This is a genomic window from Flavobacterium panacagri (assembly GCF_030378165.1).
GTDB lineage: Bacteria > Bacteroidota > Bacteroidia > Flavobacteriales > Flavobacteriaceae > Flavobacterium > Flavobacterium panacagri.
In genome coordinates this window covers 1524901-1551641 of the sequence record NZ_CP119766.1, presented here as the reverse complement: position 1 = coordinate 1551641, position 26741 = coordinate 1524901, and the positions used below count along the sequence as shown (strand labels likewise).

Below are 26741 nucleotides of genomic sequence, written 5' to 3'. Positions count from 1 at the left end.
GATCAGATTAATGAAGAATGCCCTATCCATGTATTGGAAATATTGTTTTTTACTTATCAGTTTATTGGTTTCAGCGGAAGCTTTTTCTCAAAATCAGCCTTCTGAAAAAAAACCGGAAATCAAGGAGCTTGAAGAAGTTTTAATCAGTAATAATTCTGCACAAAAAAACAAAAAAGAAGAATCGCTGAATGTCGAAACGGTAAACAATAGTTTCATTCAGCGTAATCTTGGCGGAAGTTTGATGCAGTCTTTGCAGAAATTGCCGGGCGTTAAAACCATTTCGATTGGCTCCGGAGGTTCTAAACCGCTTATTCGTGGTTTGAGTTTCAATCAGGTTATTGTGGTGGAGAACGGTTTGAAACACGAAGGCCAGCAATGGGGTGCGGATCACGGACTGGAAATCGATCAATATGCGGTTAATCGGGTAGAAATTATAAAAGGCCCTTCTTCATTTATCTATGGATCTGATGCTGTAGGCGGTGCAATCAATATTAAACCGCTTCCTCTTCCGTCTCAAAACACTTTTGGCGGAAGCGTTGATCTTACCGGAAAAAGCAACAATGCACAATTTGGAAGTTCAATCAATTTATTCGGAAGAAACGAAAACTGGTTCTTTGATTCGCGTGTGACCACAATGGATTATGGCGATTATCGTGTTCCGACCGATGTGGTTCATGTCTATAGTTACGCTGTTCCGTTATACAAAAATCATCTGCGAAATACGGCTGGACGTGAACTTGATTTTCATTTGAGTACTGGTTATTCGGGAGAGCATTTTAAATCGGTTTTCTATTTCAGTAACGTGCATACCAAAAGCGGATTTTTTGCGAATGCGCACGGACTCGAACCTAGAAATGTAGATCTGGAATTACACGATAAATCGAGCCGTGATATTTTGATGCCGTATCAACAAGTCAATCATTTGAAAGTTAGCAATACGACTTCTTTTCAGTTGGGAAATCATGCTTTTGAGACAGAGATTGGTTTTCAAAATAATTTTAGAAGAGAATATAGCCATTATGTTAATCATGGTTATATGCCTCCAATTTATCCTGAAGATATGTACGCTCCGCAAGATTTGGAACGTCAATATGATAAAGATGTATGGTCGTTTTCTGCTAAAGATGAATTTAGAATTGATAACCATCAAATTACGGTTGGTTCGAATGTGGTTTTCCAGCAAAATGAAATTGGCGGATGGAGTTTTTTAATTCCGTCTTTCACACAATTCAACGCGGGTTTATTTGCTTATGACAAAATGGAACTGAATGAAAAATGGTTTTTAAACGGCGCTGTTCGTTACGATTATGGAAAAATCAACATGAAATCCTATTACGACTGGTTTGAAAGTCCCGTTTCTGAAAACAATCAGACGGAAATGGAATATTTACAGCGTTCTCAGGATTTGACTAAAACTTTCAACAGTTTTACATGGTCGGTTGGGGCAAATTACAATCCTGGAAAACTTTCCCTTAAAGCCAATTTGGGTTCCAGTTTTAGAATGCCGATTGCCAAAGAACTGGCTTCAAACGGCGTCAATTATCATTATTTCCGATTCGAAAAAGGAAATCCGAATTTGGATGCAGAACGTTCCTATCAACTGGATTTGGGAATGGAATGGAAAGACCAGAACTTCTCTTTTCAGTTTACTCCGTTTGCCAATTATTTTCCGAATTTTATTTATCTGAATCCAACGGCAGCGCATGATATTTATTACGGCGCAGGAAATCAGGTTTTTGAATACGAACAAAGTAAAGTCTTTCGCTACGGTGCAGAATTGCAGACAAGATATTATTTCCTGAAATCTTTAAGCGCAGAAATAGGTGCCGAATATCTTTATTCGGAACAAAAATCAGGAAGCAAAAAAGGTTACACACTTCCTTTTTCGCCACCGCCTTCGGTTTTGTTTGGATTGAATTACGAACCTCAAATTAGCTTTTTAAAAGAACCTTATTTTTCTGTTGATTATCGTTTTACAGCAGAACAAAATAATATCGTTCCGCCAGAAAAAAAGACCAAGGAAAGTCATGTTTTTAATCTGGCCTTTGGCTCAAAAGTAAAAACAGGAAAACAGGATATCAGCATCAATATTCAGATCCAGAATTTATTTAATACAAGATATTTAAATCACACCAGCTTTTACCGACTTATCGAACTTCCTGAAGCGGGAAGAAACATTATTGTTTCTATGAAGATTCCGTTTTTGGTTTCTCAATAAATCCGGCAATTCAAAACTCAAATATTTACAAATTTTTAATCCTTTATTACAATGAAAAACAATTTTTACAAAGCACTTTTTTTATTCACACTGTCGCTTTTTGCGGTTTCGTGTAGCAACGATGATGATAATCATGATGATCACGACCATGATTCGGCAGAACATACTTATGTTAGAATTTTACTTTCTGATGAAAAAACAACTGAGTTAACACTTTTTGATCCGTCAGAAGATAAAATCAGTTCTTTTACGGCTAAATTTCCAAAGTCTTCTTTGTACACTACAGAATCGGGACGTTTTGCTGGAATTGTTCACAGAGACAATAATTTCGTAGAAACTTTTGACAGCGGCTTGGAATTACACGGCGATCATATTGATGTTGATGATGTTCCGAAATTTGGAATTTTAGCGACAAGCGCATTAAAACCAACGCATTTTAAAAGTAAAATTGGCGAAATCCTAACTTTCAATGACGGAGACGGAACGCTTTCTGTTGGTAAAGAAACCGATGTAAACAAAGCTGGTTCAACATTCAAAACGATAAACGCTGGTTTATTGGCACATCACGGTGCAATGGCGACTTTCACAAACGGAACTTATGCTATTACTGAAAAAGATAATTCGGTTACAGGAACACTTCCTGAAAAAGTAAAAATTATCGATAATACCGGAAAAACGCTTTTTGATGCTAAAATTCAAACCAAAGGAATTCACGGAAATGCTTCAGACGGTGTTTATGCTGTTTTTGGTTCGTCAAGCGGCATTTTGGTAGTGGAAAGCAACGGAAACCAAAAGTTAATCGATCATCCGGCAGATTTTGGAACGGCTTGGTTCGGAAGTATTTTGGAAACGGCTTCTGCTGGAAAATTCATTGGTTATACTGCCGCAAAAGGTGCTTATTTAATCGATGTTGTTGCCGGCACAGTAAAACCAATTATTGCCAACACGACTATTATGCTGTGTAAAGTAAGTTATGATCTTAAAAAACTGGCTGTTCTTTTGCATTCAGGAGATCTTAAAATTTTCAACATCAATAGTCAGCAAGTAGAAAAAGAAATTAAAGCAACAACTGCTACGGCAACAGATGCAACATTAAAACCTCAAATGGCCGTTACAGACAAATTTGCTTACATCACTTCGCCAACAACCGGAGAATTATTGCAGGTAAATCTTTCTTCATCAGAAATTAAAAAGACAAAGGTTTCTGCAACGCCTTATATGATTACCGTTATTGGGTATGAAAACAGCGAAAGCCACAGTCATTAATTGATTTTTGGAATATTCAATTATTTTATCAGCAAACCCCAGCGGGGTAAAATATTTATAGAATTTCAATAACACAAATGAAAAAGCTCCAGCGGAGCGAGATATATTATGGATTGTAAAAAAAATATGTCACTCCTCCGGAGCTTTAAATTGTAGAATTTCTATTCTTTTCTATAAATATTTCGCTTCTCCGAAGCTTAAAAAAGAGTTGCTACACTCTGTTAAAACGAAAAAGGCTTGACGATTGTCAAACCTTTTCCTTTACTAATTCAAAGCTATCCAAAAAAAGAATTATTCTGTTTGTTGAAAATCAAAGCTTAAATCCCCTGCATTGTAATTTGCCGAAACATTTGTTGGGAAAATTTGTGCAGTACCAGAAATCCATCTGTATTCCTCAATCCTAATTTTTCCAGCTGTAACTGGATAAGTTGTATTGGAAAGATCAGCTTTATTTTTTTTGTACCAATCATTTGAGTTCATGGTAATCATGTATTTTTTATCTTTATCTAAAGCGAGTTCGCTGATTTCTTTCTTCACTTCAACATCAGCTGTTGCAACATTTAAAGTCTCCGAACGCAATACTGTTTTTGCTGTATAGTCCCAGATCGTTACACGAACACTGGAATTTGTCGCGGGCAGTTTTAGCGTAATTGCCTTTATTTTTCCTTTCACAGTTGGCGTAAATGCTAATCCAAATTCGTAGTCTCCAGAATTAATAAAGTTACTTACTGTGCTAAAGCCTGTAGCTGTATAATAAGCTGCTAACGGATTTTCGGTTTCAAATTTCGGACTATTATCTTTATCATCGCTGCTGCACGAAATGGCTAAAGCAGCTGTTAGTATAATTGTAAATATGGTTTTAAAAGCTCTCATAATATTGATTTTGATTAGTTGATTTTGTTGTAATTATGGCTGTATATTAAAATGGCTGCAAACTTCTTCGTAACTCATTTTAGCATAATCTAGTTTTGCTGTTTTCGCTGTCGCCGCTTGAACACCGCCCGGAATCAATATGTAACGCCAGGTAAGTGATGTTGGAAGCCCTACTGTTGTACCATCATTAGCGTGTTTAAAGCGAAAAAGTTTGATTTTATTTAAGCTGGAAATGGCTGTAATTGTATTTGCAAATCCTCCTGCTGTTGATGTATAAGGCAACGCATAAACACTGCCACTAAAAGACATATAAACTAATACGGTTCCTTTGGCTAGAATATCTGCTGATAGTTGTGGAGCATTAATAGAGGTAGACAATCCAGAAGTTCCGTCGATAGTTTCTGCAACTGCTGCTGGAGCTGTAATCCAGGCACTGTAAATAACATTGGCGGTTCCTGCTGCTCCTGGTGCGCCATCTGTTCCGTTAGTTCCATCTGCTCCGTCATCGCCGCTGCATGAAATAGTAGAAATGGCTAGTAAAAAAATTGTAATAATGGTTTTTGAAAATTTCATAACATTTTTGATTTTTAAAAATTTAATTAAATAACTCTTTTTTAATTCAATAGCTTTACTTTTGCAAAAATCAGTAAGGGCATTTTTTTCCTTATGATTTAATTTCAAAACAAATTTGCGTCAATAAGTTCAAGCTAAAAACAGCCAATAGACGAACAACATTTTAAATAGACAGACAACCTAAATTCAGTTTGAATGATGAAAAAATACTCTTGTATTATTGTTGACGATGACGAAATAGACAGACTTACGGTGGTTTCTTATGCTAAGAAATTTCCGGTTCTGGATATTTTAGGTGTTTTTGAATCGGCTGAAGAGGCAGTTCCTTTCTTGGAAAAACAAAAAGTAGATATCTTGTTTTTAGATATTGATATGCCGGGATTAAACGGAATCGAATTTAGAAAACAAGCTCTCGAAGTTCCTGTCTGCGTATTTATAACCGCACATCCAGAACATGCCGTAGAAAGTTTTCAGATCGAAACACTCGATTTTATTGTAAAACCGCTTAAACTGGATCGTTTTACCCAAACCATAAATCGTATCGAGGAGTTTATGGAAATCAAACTGAAAGCTTCTTTGTTTGAAGCCAGCATTGGCGGTGATACTATTTATATCAAAGAAGGCCACGAACAAACCAAAGTAAAACTGCACGAAATCTTATATCTGGAAGCCTTAAAAGATTATACTTTGGTAGTCACAGAACGAAAAAGGCATTGTGTGCTTTCTAGTATTGGAAATCTTTTAAAAGAAGATCATTTTCAGTCCTTTGTACGCATTCACAGAAGTTATGCTGTACAAAAGCAGTATGTTCAGAAGATCAATTCAACTGAAATTGTTTTGAATAATGCGGCTATAATTCCTATTGGAAGAAGTTACAAGGAAAACTTAAATCTAATTGCATGAGAATCTTTAAATTCTTGCTGTTATTCTATATAAGTTTTAATGCTTTTGCACAACAGGAACCTAATTTAGGGCGTTACAAATCTGTAAACGAAAAATTGAAAGTCTGGCTAAAATATACCAATCAGCTTTTAGAGTCTGAAGATTATCCTAAACTTATTATTGCAGCAGAAAAAGGAATTGTGATTTCAAAAAATCAATATGCTTACGTAAGCCGGTTTTATCTTCAAAAAGGACTTGCCTACGAATTCAGCAACAATCAATATCAAAAAGCGCTGGAAAATTATGAAACAGCTTGGAGATATGCTCGAAAAGCCAGACATCTAAAAAATGAAACTACTATTTTGATGCGCCTTAATTATATCTATTATTCAGTTCAAGATACCGCAAAAGGTAAATCTTTGGTTAAATACATCAAACAAGTTGTCGATACTACCAAAAGTAATTATACCAAAGCTATCCTACACGGAAGTTTAGCAGAATATTATCAGAATAATGCTGAATATGAAACTTTTATTGGTTATCAATTAAAAGCGATTTCATACAAAAAAATGCTTAAAAAAGACAAAACCAACGAGGAGAACATTGGCATATCTTATCTTCAAATTGGAAGTGCTTATACCAGAATGAAGCAATACGATAAAGCAATCGAATATTTAAATGAAGCCAAACCATACGTAAAATATTCGCCTTACGCAGCTGCTTTTTTATGCAATTATTATTTACAAAGTTTTGTACCGTTACATAAAAATGACAGCATTCAAAAATATTATGATTTAATATATACTTATCCCACAGCAAAAGATTCTCTTTTTCTTAACCTAAGTTTTGCTAATAGAAGCATGTCTGAATATTTTGTAAATGATGGCAAAATAAACCAAGCCTACTATTATGCTCAAAAAGCAATTTTGTACGGAAAAAAATCGAATGACGAAGATATCATAATGGAAGCCAATACTATTTTGGGAAAAGTTTTATATGAAAAAGGAGAATACAAAAAAGCAATTGAAACTTTAAAAAAAGCATCAAAAAATGCCTTGAAATACGATAAAGAATCTTTTATAAACATCAATAAAAAACTATCACAGAGTTATGCCGCGCTTGGACAATGGAAGGAAGCTTATGACTATAACGAAATCTATAGCAAAAACAATGACGAAATGATGGCACAATCTGCCAAACAAAGCATTGCCAATGCAGAAGCCCGTTACCAAAATAAAACCAAACTGCAGAAAATAAAAAACCTATCCACAGAAAACACAATCAAAAATATTCAGATTGAAGAGGCTAAAAGACAGCGTATTTTTTTAATTTCAGGAATTGCTTTGATCTGTATCATCGTATTATTGTTATTCAAACAAAACCAAAATAGAAAGAAGACCAATTTGAAACTTCAGGCTTTAAACCAAGAATTAGATGAAGCAAATAAAATTAAACTAAGATTCTTTAGTATTTTAAATCATGATTTAAGAAGTCCCGTTTCTAATTTGATTCACTTTTTGCATATTCAAAAAGAAAATCCCGAATTGATAGATGAAGAAACCGCCATCCGAATGCAGCATAAAGTGACAACGGGTGCCGAAAATCTATTATCGTCTATGGAAGATATTTTACTTTGGAGCAAAGGACAGATGGAAAACTTTAAACCGCAGCCTAGAAAAATTACCATAGCTGCTTTGTTTGAAGAAACCGAAAAACATTTTTCAAATATAGAAAATATCGCAATCCTATTTGAAAACCCTGAAAACATCATTCTAGAAACCGATGAAAACTATCTAAAAACCATCATTAGAAATCTTACGGGAAATGCCATTAAAGCTTTAGACAAAACTCCAAATGCCAAAATCGTCTGGAAAGCTTGGGAGGAAAATCAGAAAAACTATCTTTCAATAACGGATAACGGTCCAGGTGGAACGCAGGAAAAATTTAAGGCTTTATATGATGAATCCGAAGTTGTCGGCATTAAATCTGGTTTAGGTCTTCATTTAATCCGAGATCTTGCAACGGCTATTAATTGCAAGATAGAAGTCTGTTCCAAACCAAATGCTGGAGCTACTTTTACTATTATTTTTGAATAAAAGTTTGCCACGAATTACACGAATTTACGCGAATTAAATTTGTGAAATTAACCCATTACTTATCTGCTTTTCTAATAATAAAATTCGCGAAAATTCGTGCAATTCGTGGCGAAAAAAAAATCAAAAACAATAAAAAAGGCTTGACTTTCGTCAAACCTTTTTTATATAAACTGCAATCTTAAAAGATTACAATAAAGCGTCTAAGCTATCTGCGTAGGCTTGTTTAGGAGCTACTCCTACTTGTTTCCCTACTACTTCACCATTTTGAAATACCAAAACGGTTGGTATGTTACGCACACCGTATTTTGCAGCAAATTCTTGGTTAGCATCTACATCTACTTTACCAACAACTACTTTACCAGCATATTCCTCACTTAATTGGTCAATGATTGGACCAACCATTCTACAAGGACCACACCATGCTGCCCAAAAATCTACCATTACTGGTTTATCTGATTTTAAAACTACTTCATCAAAAGTAGCATCTGTTATTGCTAATGCCATAATATATTTAGATTAAAATTAGGTCTGAAATAATTAACTTCCAAACTACAGTACAAATTTAGAAATTAAAAATAAATCAAACACGATTAATAAATTAGTTTTCATTATAAATGTATTGTCATTAATTATCAACTTCACAAATGTCAATTTACAATTTATTTTACTGAAAATCAACCAAATAAAACGTTAATCTTTTTTATAGTATCTTTAATACTCCAAAGATGTTATTCAAATGCAGCAAATTTTACTTCAAATAAAATCCTTTCTTCAATCTGAGCCTTTTAAAAAATATGCCAAACGTTTTGTTTTTTTTATTCTTGGCTTGATTGCTATACTACTGCTTGCCTGTGGTGCTTTATCCATTTACTTCAATCAGCATAAAACCGAAATTATCGCCAAAGTCAATCATAAAATCAACGAGAATATAAATGGTCAATTTCATGTTACCGACTTTCATTACAAGTTTTTAACCGGTTTCCCTAATTTTACTTTGGCATTAAGTGATGTAGAACTCAAAGACAATCAATGGAATGTACACAAACATACTTTATTGAAAGCCAACGAAATTGAAGCAAGATTGAACATTTGGAGTTTATTGCAAAAGGAAATCAACATTCATAAAATCTTGATTAACGATGCTCAGATTTATATTTATAAAGCCGAAAATGGATATTCGAATGTAAACATCTTTAAACCGAAAAAGAAGAAAGCAGAAACCAACAAAGAAAAACCAGAAACAACAATTGATGAAGTGAACCTCAACAATGTTCATGTTATTATAGACAATCATCTTGGGCATAAATTATTTGACTTTGATGTTGCCAGTTTAAAATCTAAAGTAGATTATGACGACGAAAACTGGCAAACGAACTTATTCTTAAAAACCAAGATTAACAGTCTGGCTTTTAATACTGTTCACGGAAGTTTTGCCAAAGAAAAATGGCTCGAAGGAAATTTTAATATTTCTTATGCCGAGAAATCTCAAAAAATTGACATCAAGACACAACAGCTAAAAATTGGCGATGACCGATTTGATATTGTTGCCTTTTTTAATATCGGAAAAAACAATTCGCTGTTCGGCATCAATATCAGGACTGATATTTTATGGCGAAGTGCTTCAAATTTGCTTTCTGCCAATATCAGTTCAAAACTGAATCAGTTTGATTTGAAAAAACCGATAAAAGTCAACTGCGATATTAAAGGGGATTTGAATGTCGAAGGCGATCCGAAAATTGTAGTTCAGGCTGATGTTCGAAACAATGAATTGACCATTCCAGATGGTTTGTTTACCAATTGCAGTTTTAAAGGAATTTTTACGAATAATTTTAAACCAGAAAACGGGTTTAACGACCCAAATTCGGCTATAATTTTAAAAAATTTTAAGGCTGAATACCAAACCATTCCGCTTACGATTGCACAGGCAGTTATTAATAATCTCGAAAAACCCATTGCCACAGGAATTGTAAATGCCGATTTTGATATTTCGAAACTAAACGGGATGACCAACGAAAAAATCCTTCATTTTGAAAGCGGTCATGCTAAAGCTAATTTAAATTTTCAATTTGATATAGTCGATTTATACATCAACAAACCTCGTTTTACAGGCGATGTCGATATTACTGATGCTACTTTCAATTATCTGCCGAAAAGCATTCATGCTGAGAAAACGGCTGTTCAATTATCGTTTACGGAGCAAGCACTTTACATTAAAAAAATAGCTTATAAACACAAAAAAAACATTATTCGTATTGACGGAAAAATCGATAATTTCCTGAATCTGTATTACGACGCTCCCGAAAAAATGATCGTAAACTGGAACATTTATTGTCCCAATATTGATGTGAAACAATTTTTGGGCGTTTTAAAAACTTCTCCAGCACAAAAAACAGTTCAGAAAAAAACTGTCAAAAAACAAAATATAAATTTTACGAATCAGTTAAAATCGGTTATAGAAAAATGTACGGCGATCATTAATCTTAAAGCCGATAAAATCACATATGGTTCGCTTACCGCAACCAATACTCAGGCAACATTGCAAATGCTGAATTCTAAATTACTGCTGAAAAACGGAATCCTGCAGACTTCAGGTGGAAGTATTGCTTTTAACGGAGCGATTCAGCCCAGTGGTAATCATTACATTTTTAGTTCGAATGCTCAGGTAAATCAGGTGGACATTGCAAGTTTCCTAAGATCTTTCCATAATTTCGGAATCCAATCTTTTAGTCCAAAAAACATTCGAGGCCGATTAACTTCCAATGCCAATGTTACCGGTTTAATGAGCAGTAAAGGCGATTTAATTGTGAACTCTATGAAAGGAAATTTAGATTTCAAAGTCAATCAAGGTGCTTTACTCAACTTTGAACCGATTATGAAAATCGGCAAGTTTGCTTTTCCGCTTCGTGATGTCGAGAATATTACGTTCAGTGATTTATCAGGTTCCTTAAATCTTCGTGGCGAGCAAGTCGATGTCAACAAACTCATGATAAGTTCCAGCGTCCTAAACTTCGATGTAGATGGAATTTATTCTTTCGGTCGAGGCACCAATCTTGCACTTACCATTCCGCTTAGAAATTCTAAAAACGATACCAATCTAGCGACTAAAGCAGAGCGTAAAGCCGTTCGTGAACGTGGAATTGTGCTTCATTTGATTGCTTATGATAATGAAGGAAAAATGAAAATAAAGTGGGGAAAGAAGGATAAATCTTCCACGGATTAAGACTATATCAAAAGAAACTAAAAAAATATGCTACGTTCGTTTTCTTCTACTTAAATGATCTCGAGTGAATTAAAAAAATCAAATCTATTTTGTTCCAATTTAGAACAAAAAACACTCTTTATTATGGAATTTTTTACTTTATTTTTGTAACCATTGTATAACGTTAAACAACTTGGTTATGAGTGATTATATTTCATTGTCTGAAGCTTCAGAATTATTGGGAAAAAGTAAAGAGACTTTAAGACGTTGGGATAATGAGGGCAAACTGAATGCTGTACGCGAACCTATGAGTAATTATAGAATGTACAATAAATCTGAAATTATTCGCTTGTTTTCAAGTTTTATTGATGACGATATACAAGATGCCGTTTCTAATTACGTAAAACCTAATAATGATTATACTGTTCTCGAGCTTTTTGCTGGAGCTGGTGGACTAGCTGTTGGAATGGAAAAAGCAGGTCTTAAATGTGTGGCTTTAAATGAAATTGACAAATGGGCTTGTGAAACATTAAGAACCAATAGACCAAATTGGAATGTTTTAGAAGGAGATATAAAAGAATTTAATTTTTCAGAATTTCATAATAAAGTTGATGTTGTAACCGGAGGTTTTCCTTGTCAAGCATTCAGTTATGCAGGAAAAAAATTAGGATTAGCTGATGCAAGAGGAACCTTATTTTATGAATTTGCCAGAGCCGTGAAGGAAGTAAATCCTCCAATTTGTATTGGAGAAAATGTTCGTGGACTATTGAGTCATGATAATGGTAAAACCCTGCAAGGCATGATTTCTATTTTAGATGAAATTGGTTATAATGTTGTTCCAGTTCAAGTTTTAAAGGCAATTAATTTCAATGTTCCTCAAAAAAGAGAAAGATTAATTCTGGTTGGCATTAGAAAAGATATTGATTTAAAATATGAATATCCTGAACCTTATAAAAAAATATACAATCTCCGAGACGCTCTCAAAAAAGGTGACTTGTTTGATTGTGATGCTCCCCATTCTGGAGGAGCAAAGTATCCTCAATCCAAAATTGATGTTTTAAAATTAGTGCCACAAAAAGGATATTGGAGAGATCTTCCTTTAGACATACAGAAAGAATTTATGGGAGGCAGTTTTTATCTTGGCGGCGGCAAAACAGGAATCGCAAGAAGAATTGGATGGGATGAACCTTGTCTTACTCTAACTTGCAGCCCTGCACAAAAGCAAACAGAAAGATGCCATCCAGAAGAAACAAGACCTTTTACCGTTAGAGAATATGCTAGAATCCAAACATTTCCAGACGATTGGAAATTCTCAGGATCTCTTGCTCAACAATATAAACAAATTGGAAATGCTGTTCCTGTAAACCTAGGTAAAGAAGTAGGATATTCTATTATCAAATTTTTGAATCAATATTATAATTTATCAAAGCCTGAATAATATTTATAATTTTCAAAAGTTATCTGCTCCAGTACACTTCTTTTTGAAGAGATTGTATTATTTTTTATTTCATCTATTGCAGAGTTTTCTATAACATGATCGGTTTGTTCGATTGAGTTTAAATAGTCATCAATTACCAAAGGCAGATTCTTATATATCTGAAAAAAAGCATCTTCAACTCCTGTAATGAGAGCATAAAACTGATCCCCTGAAATTTTATAAACCCTTGAATGACTATATTCTTTGCCATTAATATCACCATGCCACAATTCGCAAAAACTACCTTTTGCTAAAATTTGAACCCAATAGCATTTTGATTTTTTATAGTCATCTGCATAACGGGCAAGCTTTTGAAAAAGAGCTTCTGCAGAACTACTATTCATTGTATTATGTTTATTCTTGATATCAGCAAACAAAGTATCATCAACAGCTTTAATATCAAAACCACTCAATTTGCCAACCGTATATCCATCTACACCTCCAAGTATCTGTTCATGAAATGTACCAATAGAATTATTAATAGATTTATCAATCTGTCTTAATATTTCTGACTGGACTAAATCTTCTTCATCAATACTATTGAACTTTGAATCTAAGGTAAGTTTTATAGTGTCAATCTTATTTTTAAAAAATTTCTTTTTAGTAATATTGTTTTTAGCTTTAAGATAAGAGTTATGCAGATTGGCTACACAATTCAAAAAATGCTCATCCGTAATAAAGTCTACATATTTATTTGCCATAAGAATTTACTCTTTAAATAGGGCTAAATTACATTTTTTATTCGTTTATGAAAATGATAATAATTTTCCCGAAATATTATCTTAATATTTCCTTAACCTTCTTGTCTTTTACCTTTAAATTGGATAAGTTTGAGAATGAATCATTAAATATTATGCATTATGAAAGTACAAATCAACACCGACAAAAACATTGAAGGAAGTGCAAGGTTAGAAAGCTATTTTGCTGCGGAAACAGAAAAAAGCTTAGGACGTTTTCAAGATAAAATTACTCGCGTAGAGATTCATTTTGGAGACGAAAATGGAGAAAAATTCAGCTTGCATGACAAAAAATGCGTAATCGAGGTACGTCCTGTAAAATTACAGCCAATCACTGTTACAGATCATGCCGAAACCCTTGAAAAAGCATTTAGCGGTGCTTTGGCAAAGGCAAAAAAATCGTTGACTACAACTTTCGAAAAAATAAAAGAACATTAATATAATAAATAAGTTGCAAAGTAACAAAGTGACAAAGGTTCTAAGTTTTTCTGGAACCTTTGTCACTTTGTTGTTTTATTTCTATGTCACTTTCATCTAAGATTTTGGCAGAGGTGCTCCTACCGCAATATCGCATCTGTGTCCTGGTTTTCCGTGTGGCGGATTCATTCCCTCTGCTACTTTAGCTTCTGTACCTTCAGTACTCAATAAAGCAGGAACTGGATTGGATGCCGGAGGAGGCGTAACCGTAAAATTCTGAGAAACCGATCCGCTTTCCGCTGTATTTACAGCTGCAGTTGTTTTTGCCGCAGGCGAATTTAATGGTGCTCCTACTGGAATATCACATCTATGTCCTGGTTGTCCGTGAGGCGGATTCATGCCTTTTGGTGTTTTAACTTGTGTTGTAGTAACTACCTGTTGCTGCGTTGGATTTACTTGAACCGTTTGACCTTGCTGTGTTTGTACTTGTTGTGTAGGCGCAGAATTTAGTGGCGCTCCCACTGCAATATCACAACGATGTCCCGGCTGTCCGTGAGCTGGATTGATCCCTTTTGTTTCTCCCATAACAGAATTTGGGTTTGTCATTGGAGCTTGTACAGCTGGCGTCGCCGCCTTTGTAGTGTCTTTTGCAAGTCCTAATCGCACCAATTCAGAAGTTGATGTGCTTTTTTGCGGTTCTAACTCTTTTTTGCACGAAACAAATAAAAGAGAGGTTATAGCGAGTGAACTTATAAGTAGTTTTGGATTCATGGGGATGGTATTTTTATTGAAAATCAAATATAATAGTTTTTGAGCGATTAAATTACATGAGGAATGTTAATGATAATTAAAGACAAGATTTTAAAATTGTTTTGATTTCAAAATCCAGACAGGTTATCAGTAATTTAGGTAATCCTGAGAAACAACACATTTACGATCACAAATGCTAGATAAAAACTTCCATTTTCTTATATTCCTTATATGGTTTAAAAAAATTTATACCTTTAAACTCAAATAGTATATCTCATGAAAAAAACACTTTTACTTCTTTTATTCGTTGCTTCTTTTGCGAATGCACAGACAGACAAAAACAAAATCAATCAAACTTTAGATGCTTGGCATAAAGCGGCGGGCGAAGTAAAATTTGATGCTTATTTCAATACTTTGGCAGACGATGCCATCTACATTGGAACTGATGCAACCGAAAACTGGACTAAAAAAGAATTCGCAATCTGGGCAAAACCTTATTTTGACAAAGGAACAACTTGGAACTTTAAAGCTTTAGAACGTCATATCTTTTTTGACAAAACTGGAAAAATTGCTTGGTTTGATGAATTGTTAGATACACAAATGAAAATCTGCCGTGGTTCTGGAGTTTTGGCAAAAGTAGGTAACGAATGGAAAATCCAGCATTATGTTTTATCGATGACGATTCCAAACGATGAGGTTGATGCGGTAACCAAAATCAAAGCACCAATCGAAGACACTTTGATAACAAAGCTTCAAAAGAAATAAAACATTTCACCTGTTTCTTTTTATAAACATAACTTTTCGAGCACCTTAGAAGCCGAATTAAGAAATTAATTTTAATTAATTCGGCAAAAACGGTGCTTTTTTGTAACTTTAAAATAAGATACTGTCAAAAAAATGATGTGTATTTTAAAAAATCGATCAAAATAAAACCCAGACCTCTAATTTAACAGCCTTCAAAACGAGAATATTTATTTTTTTTTAACTTTGACCCCAAAAAAAATAGGGTTAAACAAAGTATTTTAAAAATGAAAATAGAAAAACGCTGGATTATTTCCTTTATTATGATCAGTGTCGTATGCACAATTGGTGCATTTTGGCCAACAGTAACAGAAAATAGTTATGTTTTATCAGAATTTGGAACAACAGATCATATTGTTCCTGCCGATGTTGCCTGGATGCTTACTTCAAGCTGTTTAGTCTTAATCATGACACCTGGATTATCTTTCTTTTATGGTGGAATGGTAGGAAAGAAAAACGTTATTTCGACTATGCTTCAGAGTTTTATCTGTTTGGGAGTTGTAACACTTTTATGGGTTGTTGTTGCTTTTAGTTTAGCGTTTGGAGAGCCAGTTGGTTTTGGTTCTGGAGATCATTTTTACAGCTTTTTCGGAAATCCGACCACTTTTGCTTTTATGGATTATGTAGGCGTTCTACCTCATAAACAATTGGCAAACACGATTCCGTTTATGCTTTTTGCTTTGTTTCAAATGAAATTTGCGATCATTTGTCCTGCAATCATTACAGGTTCTTTTGCAGAACGTGTTCGTTTTATCTCTTACTTAGTCTTCATTAGTTTATTTACGATTTTCATATATGCTCCTTTATGTCACGCCGTTTGGTATCCAACGGGTGTTTTAGGAAGTTATTTTGGTGTTAAGGATTTCGCAGGAGGAACTGTGGTTCACATGAGTTCCGGTTTTGCAGCTTTGGCAGGTGTTATTGTTTTAGGAAAAAGAAAAAACAGCCAGCATATTCCAACCAATATTCCGTTTGTATTATTAGGAACTGGAATGCTTTGGTTTGGTTGGTTCGGATTCAACGCTGGATCTGCTCTTGCTGCCAACGGAACAGCCGCTATGGCTTTTGCAACAACCACTACTTCATCGGCTGCTGCTATGTTAACTTGGATTTTCTTCGATAGAATGAACGGAAGAAAAGTTTCTGCTTTAGGTGCTTGTATTGGAGCTGTTGTTGGTTTAGTTGCCATTACACCAGCTGCAGGATTTATTTCGGTTCCAGAAAGTATGTTCTTCGGATTTGTGACGGCTTTGGTTTCTAACACGGCTGTAAACTGTAAATATTCAAAAAGATTTGACGATACTCTTGACGTTTTTGCCTGCCACGGTGTTGGTGGAATTATGGGAATGATTTTAACTGCGATTTTTGCTCACGGCGAAAATGCAAGTTTATTACACGGAGGATGGAATGTTTTCGGACACCATATGATGGCCTTAGTTTTAGTTTCTGTCTTTACTTTCTTCGGAGCTTATTTCTTATTTAAAGTAACGAACTTTATTATTCCATTGAGAGTTTCTGAAGAATCGGAACATATTGGACTGGATTTATCTCAGCACGATGAATCTCTAGATCCAAAAGCACAACCAATTACAGAACCACATTACGGTTAAAAAATATTTTTTTTTCAGCCACGAATTCACGAATTATTTTAAAAATAAAATTCGTGAATTCGTGGCTTTAAAATTTTAAGCACAGATTTGAAAATCTTTTTAATCTTTATAATCTGTGGCAAAAATAAATAAAGTACAATTCGTGAATTCGTGGCGAAAAACATTTAAACCTTCTTAAGCCGTTTCATTCGTTTATATTCCTTAATTTTGCCAAAAATTTTTAAAAGTGGGAAGCAAAAATAAACTTAAAAGATTCAGAGAGAACGAAACATTTCAAAACGTTTTTCAACCAACTAGAGAAGAAGTTGTGGGCAATTTAATGCCTTTAAGAGGAAAATGGAACTCTGACTTCTTTAAAAATGACAATCCTTTAGTTTTAGAGTTAGGATGTGGAAAAGGAGAATATTCTGTTGGATTAGCTGAAAAATACCCAGACAAAAATTTTATCGGAATTGACATTAAAGGTGCTCGTTTTTGGCGTGGTGCTAAAACTGCTGTTGAAGACGGTCTTCATAATGTGGCTTTTGTACGTACTCAAATCGAATTGATCAATCATATTTTTGCCGAAGGCGAAGTAGATGAAATCTGGATTACTTTCCCAGATCCGCAGATCAAATACAAAAGAACGAAACACAGAATGACCAATTCTGAATTCTTGAAATTATACAAAAAGATTCTTAAAAAAGATGGTGTCGTAAACTTAAAAACCGACAGCGAATTTATGCATGGATATACACTTGGTTTACTTCATGGAGAAGGGCACGAAGTTTTATATGCGAACCATAATGTTTACAAAAATGAAGGAAGTCCAGAAGTTGTCACTTCAATTCAGACATTTTATGAGAAACAATATCTAGAAATTAACAAGGCAATTACGTATATTCGTTTCAAAATTAAAGACTAATTTAATTTTGAAAACAACCTTTTAACCACACAAACTGCTGAATGGTATATCTTGCTCCATTACTTTCAGGTTTCATTGCCGCTATTATTGGGATTATTCCTCCGGGATTAATCAACATGACGGCAGCTAAAATAAATCTGAAAGAAGGAAAAAAGAATGCCTTATGGTTTGTTATTGGTGCGGTTCTCGTTATTTTTTTTCAGGTTTATGTTTCGGTTCTTTTTGCAAGAGTTATAGATAATAGACCAGATGTGGTAACCTTGCTGAGAGAAGCTGGTTTTTTTATTTTTTCAATCTTAACGATTTACTTTTTGTTTATTGCCAAAGATCCTAAAACCAAGAAAAAATCGAAGATTAAGAAGAGCAGTAAAAAAAGTCGTTTCTTTTTGGGAATGCTACTCTCTGGATTAAATTTCTTTCCAATTCCGTATTACGTTGTGGTAAGCGTTACTTTGGCTTCCTATCATCTTTTTGCATTCGAAAACAATATCATTTTTACTTTTGTATTAGGATCTGTTTTGGGATCATTTGCTGCTTTGTACAGTTACATTGCTTTCTTCGGAAAAATCGAAAAGAAAACTGATTACTTAATGCGAAATATGAATACTATTATTGGAAGCATTACGGGTGTAATTGCTCTTGTAACACTTTTCAATATTTTAAATTACTATTTCGGTTAATTTTATATCTCCACAGATTAAGGAGACTTTTATCTTTCGGTATAAATTTAAGTTTCCCGCAGATTTTGCAGATGTAGAAAGATTTTTAATTTAATTTTATCTGTTAAATCCGCAAAATCTGCGGGAAAATTTTATTAGTAAATCATTGTAATTTTTTATCTATTATGGCTGAGGAAAATTTTTTCGAAAGAGTTTATGTAATCGCAAGACAAATTCCTTACGGAAAAGTAACTTCTTATGGTGCAATTGCAAAAGCTTTAGGAACGGCACGATCAGCAAGAATGGTTGGCTGGGCCATGAATGCCTGTCATAACATGGATGATGTTCCCGCACATAGAGTAGTAAACCAAAAAGGACTTTTGACTGGGAAACACCATTTTGACGGAACCAATTTAATGCAGCAATTATTAGAAAACGAAGGAATTAAAGTCGTTAACAATCAGATTGTTGATTTTGAAAAACACTTTTGGAAACCCGAGATTGAATCGTAAAAAACTCTGTATGACTTCCTGCAAGGTTTCCAAAACCTTGTAGGTCTATACTCTTCTATTTCTCAAACTAATCTTTAAAATATCATACCTACAAGGTTTTGGAAACCTTGCAGGAGAGCTAAATTTAAATCAAACAAATCACAAAATCGGTTTTTTCGGCATCGGTTTGGTAGCTTAAATAACCGCCGTGTGCTTCAATGATGTTTTTAGAGAGCGTTAAGCCAATTCCTGCGCCATCTTTTCTAGTCGTAAAAAATGGCAGGAAAACTTTATCACGAATTTCAGGATCGACTCCTCTTCCATTATCTGAAATCACAATAAAAAAACGATTGTTTTCAGTATAACTCGAAAGAATCAATTTCTTTTCTGTCTTTTCTTTTAAGGCATGAATACTATTCGTAATCAAATTAATAATTACCTGCTCCATTTGGTTTTTATCTATCATAATCGAACGAGAGCTATGAATTTCATTAATCAATTCAATTCCTTCCGCTTTTATAATCGGATTCATGATTCGGAGGCAATCTTCAAACAAAGCATTAATTGGTGTCATTTGTTTGTTTGGTGTTGGAAGCATGGCCAGTTTTCTGTAATTCTCCACAAAAACCTGTAAATGATCGCTTCTGTTTATGATGGTAGAAATACTGCTTTTAATGTCTTCGAAATCATCCTCTTCTAATTCTTCCTGATCGACAATATGAAGGAGATTCTGCGAAAGCGCTCGAATCGGCGTTAAGGAATTCATTAATTCATGCGAAATAATTTTCATAAGATTAATCCAGGCTTCTTTCTCTTTCTTCTCAATTACACGCTGAATACTGTCTAATAGAATGATGAAATATTCTTTGTTATAAGTTTGTGTACGCGAAGTCTGAAGCATAAAAGTCTGCAGATCCTGATCTTCTATTTTAATCGAAATTGCGGTTTTAAGTTCTGCAAAATCAACATTTTCTATTTCGTTGCAAAGTGCAGGAAGATAATTTTTTAGGTATTTCCAATGACCAACTTTAGGGACTTTAAAGAGATTTGAAAAGCAGTCATTCATGATAAAAATCGACCAAGAATCGTTTTCTTTTTCTAAAATTAAAGCAGCAGTGTCAATACTATTTAAAATCGATTGATAAATTAACTCTTTGGAGATCTGCTCTTGTCTCTGAACTTTCAAGGTGCCATACAAACGATACAAGCTATTGAAATTGTCTTTCTTATGTTCTTCTGGAAAATAGGTTGAAAAGTCATCATGTAATATTGAATCGATGGTTTTATCATAGAATAATAATTGGCTTTTGACAAAAAAGTACATTTCAAACAAAAAAACTAAAACAAAAAATCCTACCAAAAGCGCATTGAATCGAAACCCTTTGTACAACAACAAAACGCTGCCCAAAAAGAGCACCATTACAAACAGAACCCTCACAAATAGTGCGTTATAAAACTTCCAATTCTTCATGTTTATTTTCTTTTAGCCACAGATTAAAAGGATTAATAGGATTATATTTTCTGTCTGTTCAATTCAAATAAAATACACAACGCTAAAAAATCATTCTAATCCTTTTAATCTGTGGCAAAACTTAATTTACGTTTAATTCTTCAGATCGTACTTTTCAATTCTCCGGTATAAAGCTGCTCTCGATAATCCCAATTCCTCAGCTGTTTTACTGATGTTACCGTTGTGTTTGAACAAGGCTTTTTCGATAGCGCCTTTTTCCATTTCTGATAAAGGATTTTCATCGTTTTCTTGAATTTCTTCAAAATCCAAAATATCTAAATCCAATACAGAAATTGTATTATTTTCGGCCAAAATTAAAGCACGTTCGATTTTGTTCTCCATCTCACGAACATTTCCTTTCCATGGATATCTTTCTAAATAAGGAGCTGCATTTTCTTCAAAATGCCAATTTTCTTGATTGTATTTTTGGGCTATTTGCTCGAGAATAAAATTGGCCATGGGTACAATATCATCTTTTCGTTCTCTTAAGGAAGGCAGATTGATTTCCATGGTATTGATTCTATAAAGCAAATCTTCACGAAAAGTTTTATTTTTCACTTCGGTTTTAATGTCGCTGTTTGTGGCTGCAATCACACGAACATTCAAAGGTCTTGGTTTGCTCTCTCCCAAACGTGTCACGGTTTTGGTCTGTAAAACATGAAGCAATTTGGCTTGCAAATGCAACGGAATATTTCCGATTTCATCTAAAAAAATGGTTCCGTTTGCAGCATTTTCAAAACGGCCGGGAGTGTCAATTTTGGCATCGGTAAAAGCACCTTTAGCATAACCGAAAAGTTCACTTTCGAATAAATTATCACTTAAAGATCCCAAATCTACATGTACAAAAGGCTGATTTTTTCTTTCGGAATGCTGCTGAATAAACTCCGCAAAAACATATTTTCCTGTTCCGTTTTCACCTAAAATCAGAACGTTTGCATCGGTTCTCGCTACTTTTTCGGCAATAGAATAAGCTTGTTTTATTTTGGCAGAAGTTCCAACGAAATATTTCTTTTCAGATTTGCCGTCATTTTCAACAGCTGTTTTTTTACTGTTTTTTCTGCTTTCGACAACTGCTTTATCAATCGTTTCCAGTAATTTTTCATTATTCCATGGCTTTAAAACATAATCAAAAGCGCCAATTTTGATGCTTTCTACTGCTGTTTCTATTTTGCCAAAAGCTGTCATTAAAATTACAATTGTATTTGGCGAAAGCGTTTTAATTTCTTTCAGCCAATGAATTCCTTCGCGCCCGTCTTCAAAACCAATTCGGTAATTCATATCCAGCAAAACCACATTTATTTCATTTTCGGCCAAGATTGAAATGATTTTTTTAGGATTATTTTCTGTAAAAATCGTTTCAAAATGTTTTTTGAGAATCATTTTTGCCGAAAAAAGAATTTCTTCCTGATCGTCAACTATTAATATTTGGGCTTGTTTTTTTCGCATAAGATATTTTTTCTGTCCGCTTCCGAACGGTCAACTGTTCATTATCGAACACTACTTTTTTTAAGAGGCTTTAAAATACTCTTTAAAATCAACACTTTACAAATAATAATTTTTATGGCACAGTATTTACCTATTGATTATCAGCAAAATATTAAAAAAAATGGACAAGATAATTCCTCGTAAAAATAAAAAATTTAGATATCTCACAATAGCAATCGTTGCTTTTTTAGTTTTAGTGATTATCGTCGTTTTTGCATTTAATACTAAACGAACTTTAAATGTAAAGACTGAGGAAATCACAATCCAAAAAGCAGAAAAAGCTTTTTTTGAAGATTTCGTTGTTTTTCAGGCAAAAGTTGAGCCATTGAACGTAATGCTTGTAAATGTAACCGAAGGTGGTTCTGTAAAAGAAATTTTTGTGGAAAATGGCGCCATGGTTACCAAAGGACAATCTCTTGCTCGCTTATACAATCCAAATACAGAATTGAATTACCTAACGCAAGAAACCGCTATTATCGAGCAGATTAACAATTTAAATACAGGAAAACTAAATATTAGAAACCAAGAATTAAACTTGACCAAAGATTTTGTCCTAATCGAACATGATTACAACGACGCTAAAAGATTATACGATGTAAACGCTAAATTGTTTGCCAAAGACGTGATTTCGAAAAACGACTGGAACACTTTTAAAGAAAGTCTTCGTTTTCAGGAAGAACGTAAAAAAACAATTCAGCAAAGCATTCAAAAAGAAAAACAAAGCAATCAGGTTCAGATTTCTCAAATTAACCGCTCGATTCAGACAATGGAAAAGAGTTTGGAAATACTTAGAAACAACAAAAAGAATTTCTTGATTACAGCACCCGAAACGGGAAGATTAACTTCTTTTGAAGCAGTATTAGGTCAAAACTTTCAGGCTGGTCAAAGCATCGGGAAAATCGATTCTAAAAAAGGCTACAAACTAGTTGCTGACGTAGATGAATTTTATCTGGAAAAAATAAGAGAAGGTCTTAAAGGTCAGGTTGAATTTAAAGGTAAAAATCTTGAAGTTTTGGTTACTAAAGTAATACCGGAAGTAAAAGGCGGACATTTTACAGTCGAACTGGTATTTACCTCAAAAGAAAATATTGCTTTACAGGACGGTCTTAGTTTTGGCGTAAAACTAATTTTATCTGAAAAGAACAAAACATTAGTAATTCCAAAAGGAAGCTTTAATCAGGAAGCAGCAGGAAAATGGATTTTTGTAGTAAAAGGAAATAAAGCCGAAAGAAGAAACATAAAATTAGGACGCGAAAATCCTTCTTATTATGAAGTTCTAGAAGGCTTAAAAGAAGGCGAATCTGTAATTACTTCTTCTTACTCGGATTATAAAGACATTGAAGAGCTTTCGCTTCAGCAACAATAAATACAAAAAAAAGAAATAACTACAAGGTTTTAAAAACCTTGCAGAAAAGACATCAATCATCAATCAAAAAACGTTTTTAATAACATTTCAAAACCTTAAAAAATTATGATCACAATTCAGAATTTAACCAAAGTTTTTAGAACCGAAGAAATCGAAACTGCTGCTTTGAGTGGCATCAATTTAGAAATAAAAAAAGGAGATTTTTTAACTATCATGGGGCCTTCTGGCTGTGGAAAATCAACTTTATTAAATATTATTGGACTTTTGGACAGTGCAAACGACGGAAGCTACAAATTGCTTGACCAAGAAATGATTGGTCTAAAAGAAAAAGGAAGAGCAAAAGTGAGAAAAGAAAATATTGGTTTCATTTTTCAGAACTTCAACCTGATCGACGAACTTTCTGTTTATGACAATATCGAATTACCACTTCTTTACAACAATGTAAAAGCTTCTGAAAGAAAGCAAAAAATCGAAGCTATTGCAGAGAAATTGAATATCTCACATCGTTTGAAACATTTTCCGCAACAACTTTCAGGCGGACAACAGCAGAGAGTTGCCGTTGCAAGAGCTTTGGTCAATGACCCCAAAATTATTTTAGCCGATGAGCCAACTGGAAATCTAGACAGCAAAAACGGTAATGAAGTAATGGAACTTTTAACCGATTTACACGCTAAAGGCGCTACAATATTGATGGTTACCCACTCTGATTATGATGCTTCTTTTTCGCAAAAAACTATTCATATGAAAGACGGAGTTATATTTTCTGAAAGGTTAAATCAACGCAATGTTGATGTTTTTATGGACGCTAAATAATAAAATGATGATCAAAATTATCGTTACTGCATTCGTTGTTCTGGTAGAACTTGTCTGCAAAATATTTACTATGATTTAAAACCAAAAACGGTTTTCTAAAACTGCCATATTAACTATAAAAACATATACCAAAATGATTTTTAACTGGTTTAAAATATTTATTTATCATTTAAAGCAAAGCAAACTGTTTTCGTTTTTAAATGTTTTAGGTTTAAGCATCGGGATTTCTGGTGTTATTTTCGCCATTCTCTATTGGAACAATGAACATGCATATAATCAATGGAATCCAGAAAAAGAAAATGTCTATCAAGTTCTCAACAAAATAGGAAGAACTGGTGATACATGGGCAACAAGCTCCATTCCTTTTGGAAATACCTGTAAAGCAACAATTCCTGAAATCGAACAAATTTGTTTCTTAAATGTTTGGTATGACCAATCGGTTATAAAATATCAGAACAAAAAAGTAATCGATAAAAAAATAACGGTAACCGATAATAATTTCTTTGATTTTTATCCTTTTCCTATAATAAAAGGGGCAAAAAAAGATATTCTTAAAGAAAAAAACAGTGTTGCAATTTCGGAAAAGCAGGCTAAATTACTTTTTGGAAGTGAAGATCCGATAGGAAAATCTATTACCTATAAAGATCAACCTTTTACTGTAAAAGCTGTTTATCATATTATGCAACCATCTTCTATTGAACCAAATTTTGTTTTTGGAGGAATTGTTCGAGAAGACGACATTAATCAATGGGGAAATTTCAATTATGGTTTAATGATCAAAACCAAAAAAGATGCTGCCATTAATGTAGTTTTAAAGAAAATGCATAATGTCAATTTTGTAAATAGAACTTTAAAAGATGCCAAAGAAAGCGGTCAGACTGTTGAACAATATGTAAAAGAAAATGGTGAAATTAAAATCATATTAGATCAGCTGAAAACAAGCTACTTGCACGGTACAAAATCTTCAGGATCATCATCTCCAGAAGGCAAAGGAAACTTACAGCTTCTATACATCATGGCGGGTTTGTCTCTTTTAATTTTAATCCTATCATTGGTTAATTACATTAATCTCGCAACTGCTTCCGCAATAAAACGTGCAAAAGAAGTTGGCGTTCGCAAAATCGTAGGCGCTTCAAAAAAACAAATCATTACCCAATTTATATTTGAAACTGCAATAATTGTAACTCTTGCCATTTTGTTTGCTTTGGCAATTGTAGAACTCTCTCTTCCATTTTACAATGCGTTTTTGAAAAAAAACTTAACTATCAATGGCGGCGAATTTTACCTGCAACTCATTTTGATTTTTGGATTAGTAATCATTCTTGCAGGTATTTTTCCAGCTGTTTACATCTCCAATTTTGAAACGTTAAAAGTTCTCAAAGGCAATTTTTCAAGAAGTAAAAGTGGCATCTGGATTCGGAATTCTATGCTTATTTTTCAATTTGGAATCGCTGCTTTTTTCATCATTGGCGCCTTAATTGTAAATTCTCAGGTAGAATACATGATGAATAAAGATCTTGGATTTAGTGGCAATCAGATAATCAGAATTCCTTTTAATTATCAAGATTTTGGCACAAAGCTGCAAAAGTATAAAACCACAAAACAGGAGATTTTTAAAATACCTGGCGTTGATGAAGTTTCTACTTTTGCCGGTACTTTTGGGAATAGCACAAATTCAAGTTCTGGTTTTACTCATAATGGTGTTTTTGTGCAGCCTAGAAATGTTGAAATGGATTTTGGCTTTTTAGAAATGATGAAAATTAAAATAGTAGAAGGCCGAGATTTGTCTCCAAAATTTGCTTCAGATACTATCGATAACTGGCTTATAAATGAAACCCTTGCTAAAACTTTGGGACTTAAAAATCCCATAAACACAATTATATCCTCTGGATGGGGAAATGAAAAAGGAAATATGAAATTTAAAATTGTTGGTGTTGTAAAGGATTTTCATATTACTGGACTGCAAGACAAAGTTCCTCCAATGGTTTTTATAAACAATAGAACTTTAAAATGGAATAACTTTCAAAATGTCTACGTGAAGGTTTCTCCAAATAATTTAACAGAAACGTTGGAAAAATTGAAATTATATTGGGAGAAAAACGTAAACCCAGACTATCCTTTTGATTACGAATTTGTTAACAAAGGATTTGCAAAGACTTATGAAGAACAAGTAAAGCAAAAAAACCTGTTTTTTATCCTAAATTTGGTCGTAATTATAATTGCAATCTTCGGATTGTTCGCTTTGGCATCATTTTCGATGGAGAGAAGACTGAAAGAAATCGCCATTAGAAAAACATTAGGAGCAGAAACCGATGTTTTGTTAAAAGAATTATCAAAACAATACATTGTTTTCTGTGTCATAGGATTTGGAATTGGAATTATTCCAGCCTACATATTATTACAAAAATGGCTTGAGGATTTTGCTTTTAGAATTGGAATATCACCCGTTCCTTTTGGTATTGCATTGATCTCACTTTTGTTCCTGACATTATTAATTGTCTTAACAAAAGCATTTCAGGTAACCAAAATAGACGTTTTAAAATATTTAAAATACGAATAAGCTTGTAGACCATTTTTTTTAGAACCCGACAGATTGTATTTTTAAATCTGCCGG

General features: G+C 33.7%; 22 protein-coding genes. 15 read left to right on the top strand and 7 right to left on the bottom strand.

Features of this window, described 5'->3' with window-relative positions:
- Positions 1 to 10: 10 nt before the first annotated feature.
- Positions 11 to 2218, top strand: coding sequence for a TonB-dependent receptor (locus tag P2W65_RS07045; RefSeq protein WP_289664501.1), 2208 nt, complete (start codon positions 11 to 13; stop codon positions 2216 to 2218).
- A 51-nt stretch (positions 2219 to 2269) separates the two neighbouring features.
- Positions 2270 to 3484: a hypothetical protein gene (locus tag P2W65_RS07040; protein ID WP_289664499.1), complete on the top strand. Its 1215-nt coding sequence runs from the start codon at positions 2270 to 2272 to the stop codon at positions 3482 to 3484.
- Between the two features lie 291 nt (positions 3485 to 3775).
- On the opposite strand, the gene P2W65_RS07035 is transcribed toward P2W65_RS07040, so the two are convergent.
- Positions 3776 to 4357, bottom strand: coding sequence for a hypothetical protein (locus P2W65_RS07035; RefSeq protein ID WP_289664498.1), 582 nt, complete (start codon positions 4355 to 4357; stop codon positions 3776 to 3778).
- A gap of 33 nt (positions 4358 to 4390) precedes the next feature.
- Positions 4391 to 4930: a hypothetical protein gene (locus P2W65_RS07030; RefSeq protein ID WP_289664497.1), complete on the bottom strand. Its 540-nt coding sequence runs from the start codon at positions 4928 to 4930 to the stop codon at positions 4391 to 4393.
- A 195-nt stretch (positions 4931 to 5125) separates the two neighbouring features.
- Between P2W65_RS07030 and P2W65_RS07025 the strand changes: the two genes are divergently transcribed.
- Both P2W65_RS07025 and P2W65_RS07020 read left to right on the top strand, forming a co-directional pair.
- Complete coding sequence (locus P2W65_RS07025) at positions 5126 to 5833, top strand: LytR/AlgR family response regulator transcription factor (protein WP_289664496.1); 708 nt, start codon at positions 5126 to 5128, stop codon at positions 5831 to 5833.
- Positions 5830 to 7908 (top strand): ATP-binding protein, encoded by a 2079-nt coding sequence (locus tag P2W65_RS07020; protein WP_289664495.1) that lies wholly within the window; start codon positions 5830 to 5832, stop codon positions 7906 to 7908. Before P2W65_RS07025 ends, P2W65_RS07020 begins: the two co-directional genes overlap by 4 nt.
- A 186-nt stretch (positions 7909 to 8094) precedes the next feature.
- Here P2W65_RS07020 and trxA read toward each other — a convergent pair whose 3' ends face one another.
- A complete protein-coding gene (gene trxA / locus P2W65_RS07015; protein ID WP_008466289.1) occupies positions 8095 to 8412 on the bottom strand; it encodes a thioredoxin in 318 nt (105 codons plus the stop codon).
- 232 nt (positions 8413 to 8644) lie between these two features.
- On the opposite strand from trxA, the gene P2W65_RS07010 reads away from it, so the two are divergent.
- Together P2W65_RS07010 and dcm are read left to right on the top strand one after the other, a co-directional pair.
- Positions 8645 to 11128, top strand: a complete 2484-nt coding sequence (locus tag P2W65_RS07010) for an AsmA family protein (protein ID WP_289664491.1) — start codon at positions 8645 to 8647, stop codon at positions 11126 to 11128.
- A 172-nt stretch (positions 11129 to 11300) separates the two neighbouring features.
- On the top strand, positions 11301 to 12545 hold the full coding sequence (dcm, locus tag P2W65_RS07005) for a DNA (cytosine-5-)-methyltransferase (RefSeq protein WP_289664490.1): 1245 nt from the start codon (positions 11301 to 11303) through the stop codon (positions 12543 to 12545).
- On the opposite strand, the gene P2W65_RS07000 is transcribed toward dcm, so the two are convergent.
- A complete protein-coding gene (locus tag P2W65_RS07000) occupies positions 12521 to 13285 on the bottom strand; it encodes an Eco47II family restriction endonuclease (RefSeq protein ID WP_289664489.1) in 765 nt (254 codons plus the stop codon). The genes dcm and P2W65_RS07000 overlap by 25 nt on opposite strands.
- 159 nt (positions 13286 to 13444) lie before the next feature.
- Between P2W65_RS07000 and P2W65_RS06995 the strand changes: the two genes are divergently transcribed.
- The gene (locus P2W65_RS06995; RefSeq protein WP_179003933.1) at positions 13445 to 13759 is read left to right on the top strand and encodes an HPF/RaiA family ribosome-associated protein; all 315 of its coding nucleotides are present in this window, start codon (positions 13445 to 13447) and stop codon (positions 13757 to 13759) included.
- A gap of 96 nt (positions 13760 to 13855) precedes the next feature.
- Here the strand turns inward: P2W65_RS06995 and P2W65_RS06990 are convergent, their stop codons facing one another.
- Positions 13856 to 14509, bottom strand: a complete 654-nt coding sequence (locus P2W65_RS06990; RefSeq protein WP_289664487.1) for a hypothetical protein — start codon at positions 14507 to 14509, stop codon at positions 13856 to 13858.
- A 255-nt stretch (positions 14510 to 14764) separates the two neighbouring features.
- Here P2W65_RS06990 and P2W65_RS06985 point away from each other — a divergent pair, with 255 nt between their 5' ends.
- The 5 genes from P2W65_RS06985 to P2W65_RS06965 all read left to right on the top strand — a co-directional run bounded on the left by P2W65_RS06985 (position 14765) and on the right by P2W65_RS06965 (position 18974).
- A complete protein-coding gene (locus P2W65_RS06985; protein ID WP_289664485.1) occupies positions 14765 to 15253 on the top strand; it encodes a nuclear transport factor 2 family protein in 489 nt (162 codons plus the stop codon).
- Between the two features lie 263 nt (positions 15254 to 15516).
- Positions 15517 to 16899: an ammonium transporter gene (locus P2W65_RS06980; protein WP_179003930.1), complete on the top strand. Its 1383-nt coding sequence runs from the start codon at positions 15517 to 15519 to the stop codon at positions 16897 to 16899.
- A gap of 226 nt (positions 16900 to 17125) precedes the next feature.
- The gene (gene trmB / locus P2W65_RS06975; RefSeq protein ID WP_115888040.1) at positions 17126 to 17803 is read left to right on the top strand and encodes a tRNA (guanosine(46)-N7)-methyltransferase TrmB; all 678 of its coding nucleotides are present in this window, start codon (positions 17126 to 17128) and stop codon (positions 17801 to 17803) included.
- Between the two features lie 41 nt (positions 17804 to 17844).
- Positions 17845 to 18483, top strand: coding sequence for a LysE family transporter (locus P2W65_RS06970; protein ID WP_289664484.1), 639 nt, complete (start codon positions 17845 to 17847; stop codon positions 18481 to 18483).
- Between the two features lie 164 nt (positions 18484 to 18647).
- Positions 18648 to 18974, top strand: a complete 327-nt coding sequence (locus tag P2W65_RS06965; protein ID WP_289664483.1) for an MGMT family protein — start codon at positions 18648 to 18650, stop codon at positions 18972 to 18974.
- A gap of 124 nt (positions 18975 to 19098) precedes the next feature.
- Here P2W65_RS06965 and P2W65_RS06960 read toward each other — a convergent pair whose 3' ends face one another.
- Positions 19099 to 20424 (bottom strand): sensor histidine kinase, encoded by a 1326-nt coding sequence (locus P2W65_RS06960; RefSeq protein ID WP_289664482.1) that lies wholly within the window; start codon positions 20422 to 20424, stop codon positions 19099 to 19101.
- Between the two features lie 132 nt (positions 20425 to 20556).
- Positions 20557 to 21909: a sigma-54-dependent transcriptional regulator gene (locus P2W65_RS06955; RefSeq protein WP_179003926.1), complete on the bottom strand. Its 1353-nt coding sequence runs from the start codon at positions 21907 to 21909 to the stop codon at positions 20557 to 20559.
- A 160-nt stretch (positions 21910 to 22069) separates the two neighbouring features.
- Here P2W65_RS06955 and P2W65_RS06950 point away from each other — a divergent pair, with 160 nt between their 5' ends.
- The 3 genes from P2W65_RS06950 to P2W65_RS06940 all read left to right on the top strand — a co-directional run bounded on the left by P2W65_RS06950 (position 22070) and on the right by P2W65_RS06940 (position 26687).
- Positions 22070 to 23314, top strand: a complete 1245-nt coding sequence (locus tag P2W65_RS06950) for an efflux RND transporter periplasmic adaptor subunit (protein ID WP_289664480.1) — start codon at positions 22070 to 22072, stop codon at positions 23312 to 23314.
- Positions 23315 to 23419: 105 nt separating this feature from the next.
- The gene (locus P2W65_RS06945; RefSeq protein WP_289664479.1) at positions 23420 to 24127 is read left to right on the top strand and encodes an ABC transporter ATP-binding protein; all 708 of its coding nucleotides are present in this window, start codon (positions 23420 to 23422) and stop codon (positions 24125 to 24127) included.
- 133 nt (positions 24128 to 24260) lie between these two features.
- The gene (locus P2W65_RS06940) at positions 24261 to 26687 is read left to right on the top strand and encodes an ABC transporter permease (RefSeq protein WP_289664478.1); all 2427 of its coding nucleotides are present in this window, start codon (positions 24261 to 24263) and stop codon (positions 26685 to 26687) included.
- The last annotated feature ends 54 nt before the right edge of the window (positions 26688 to 26741 follow it).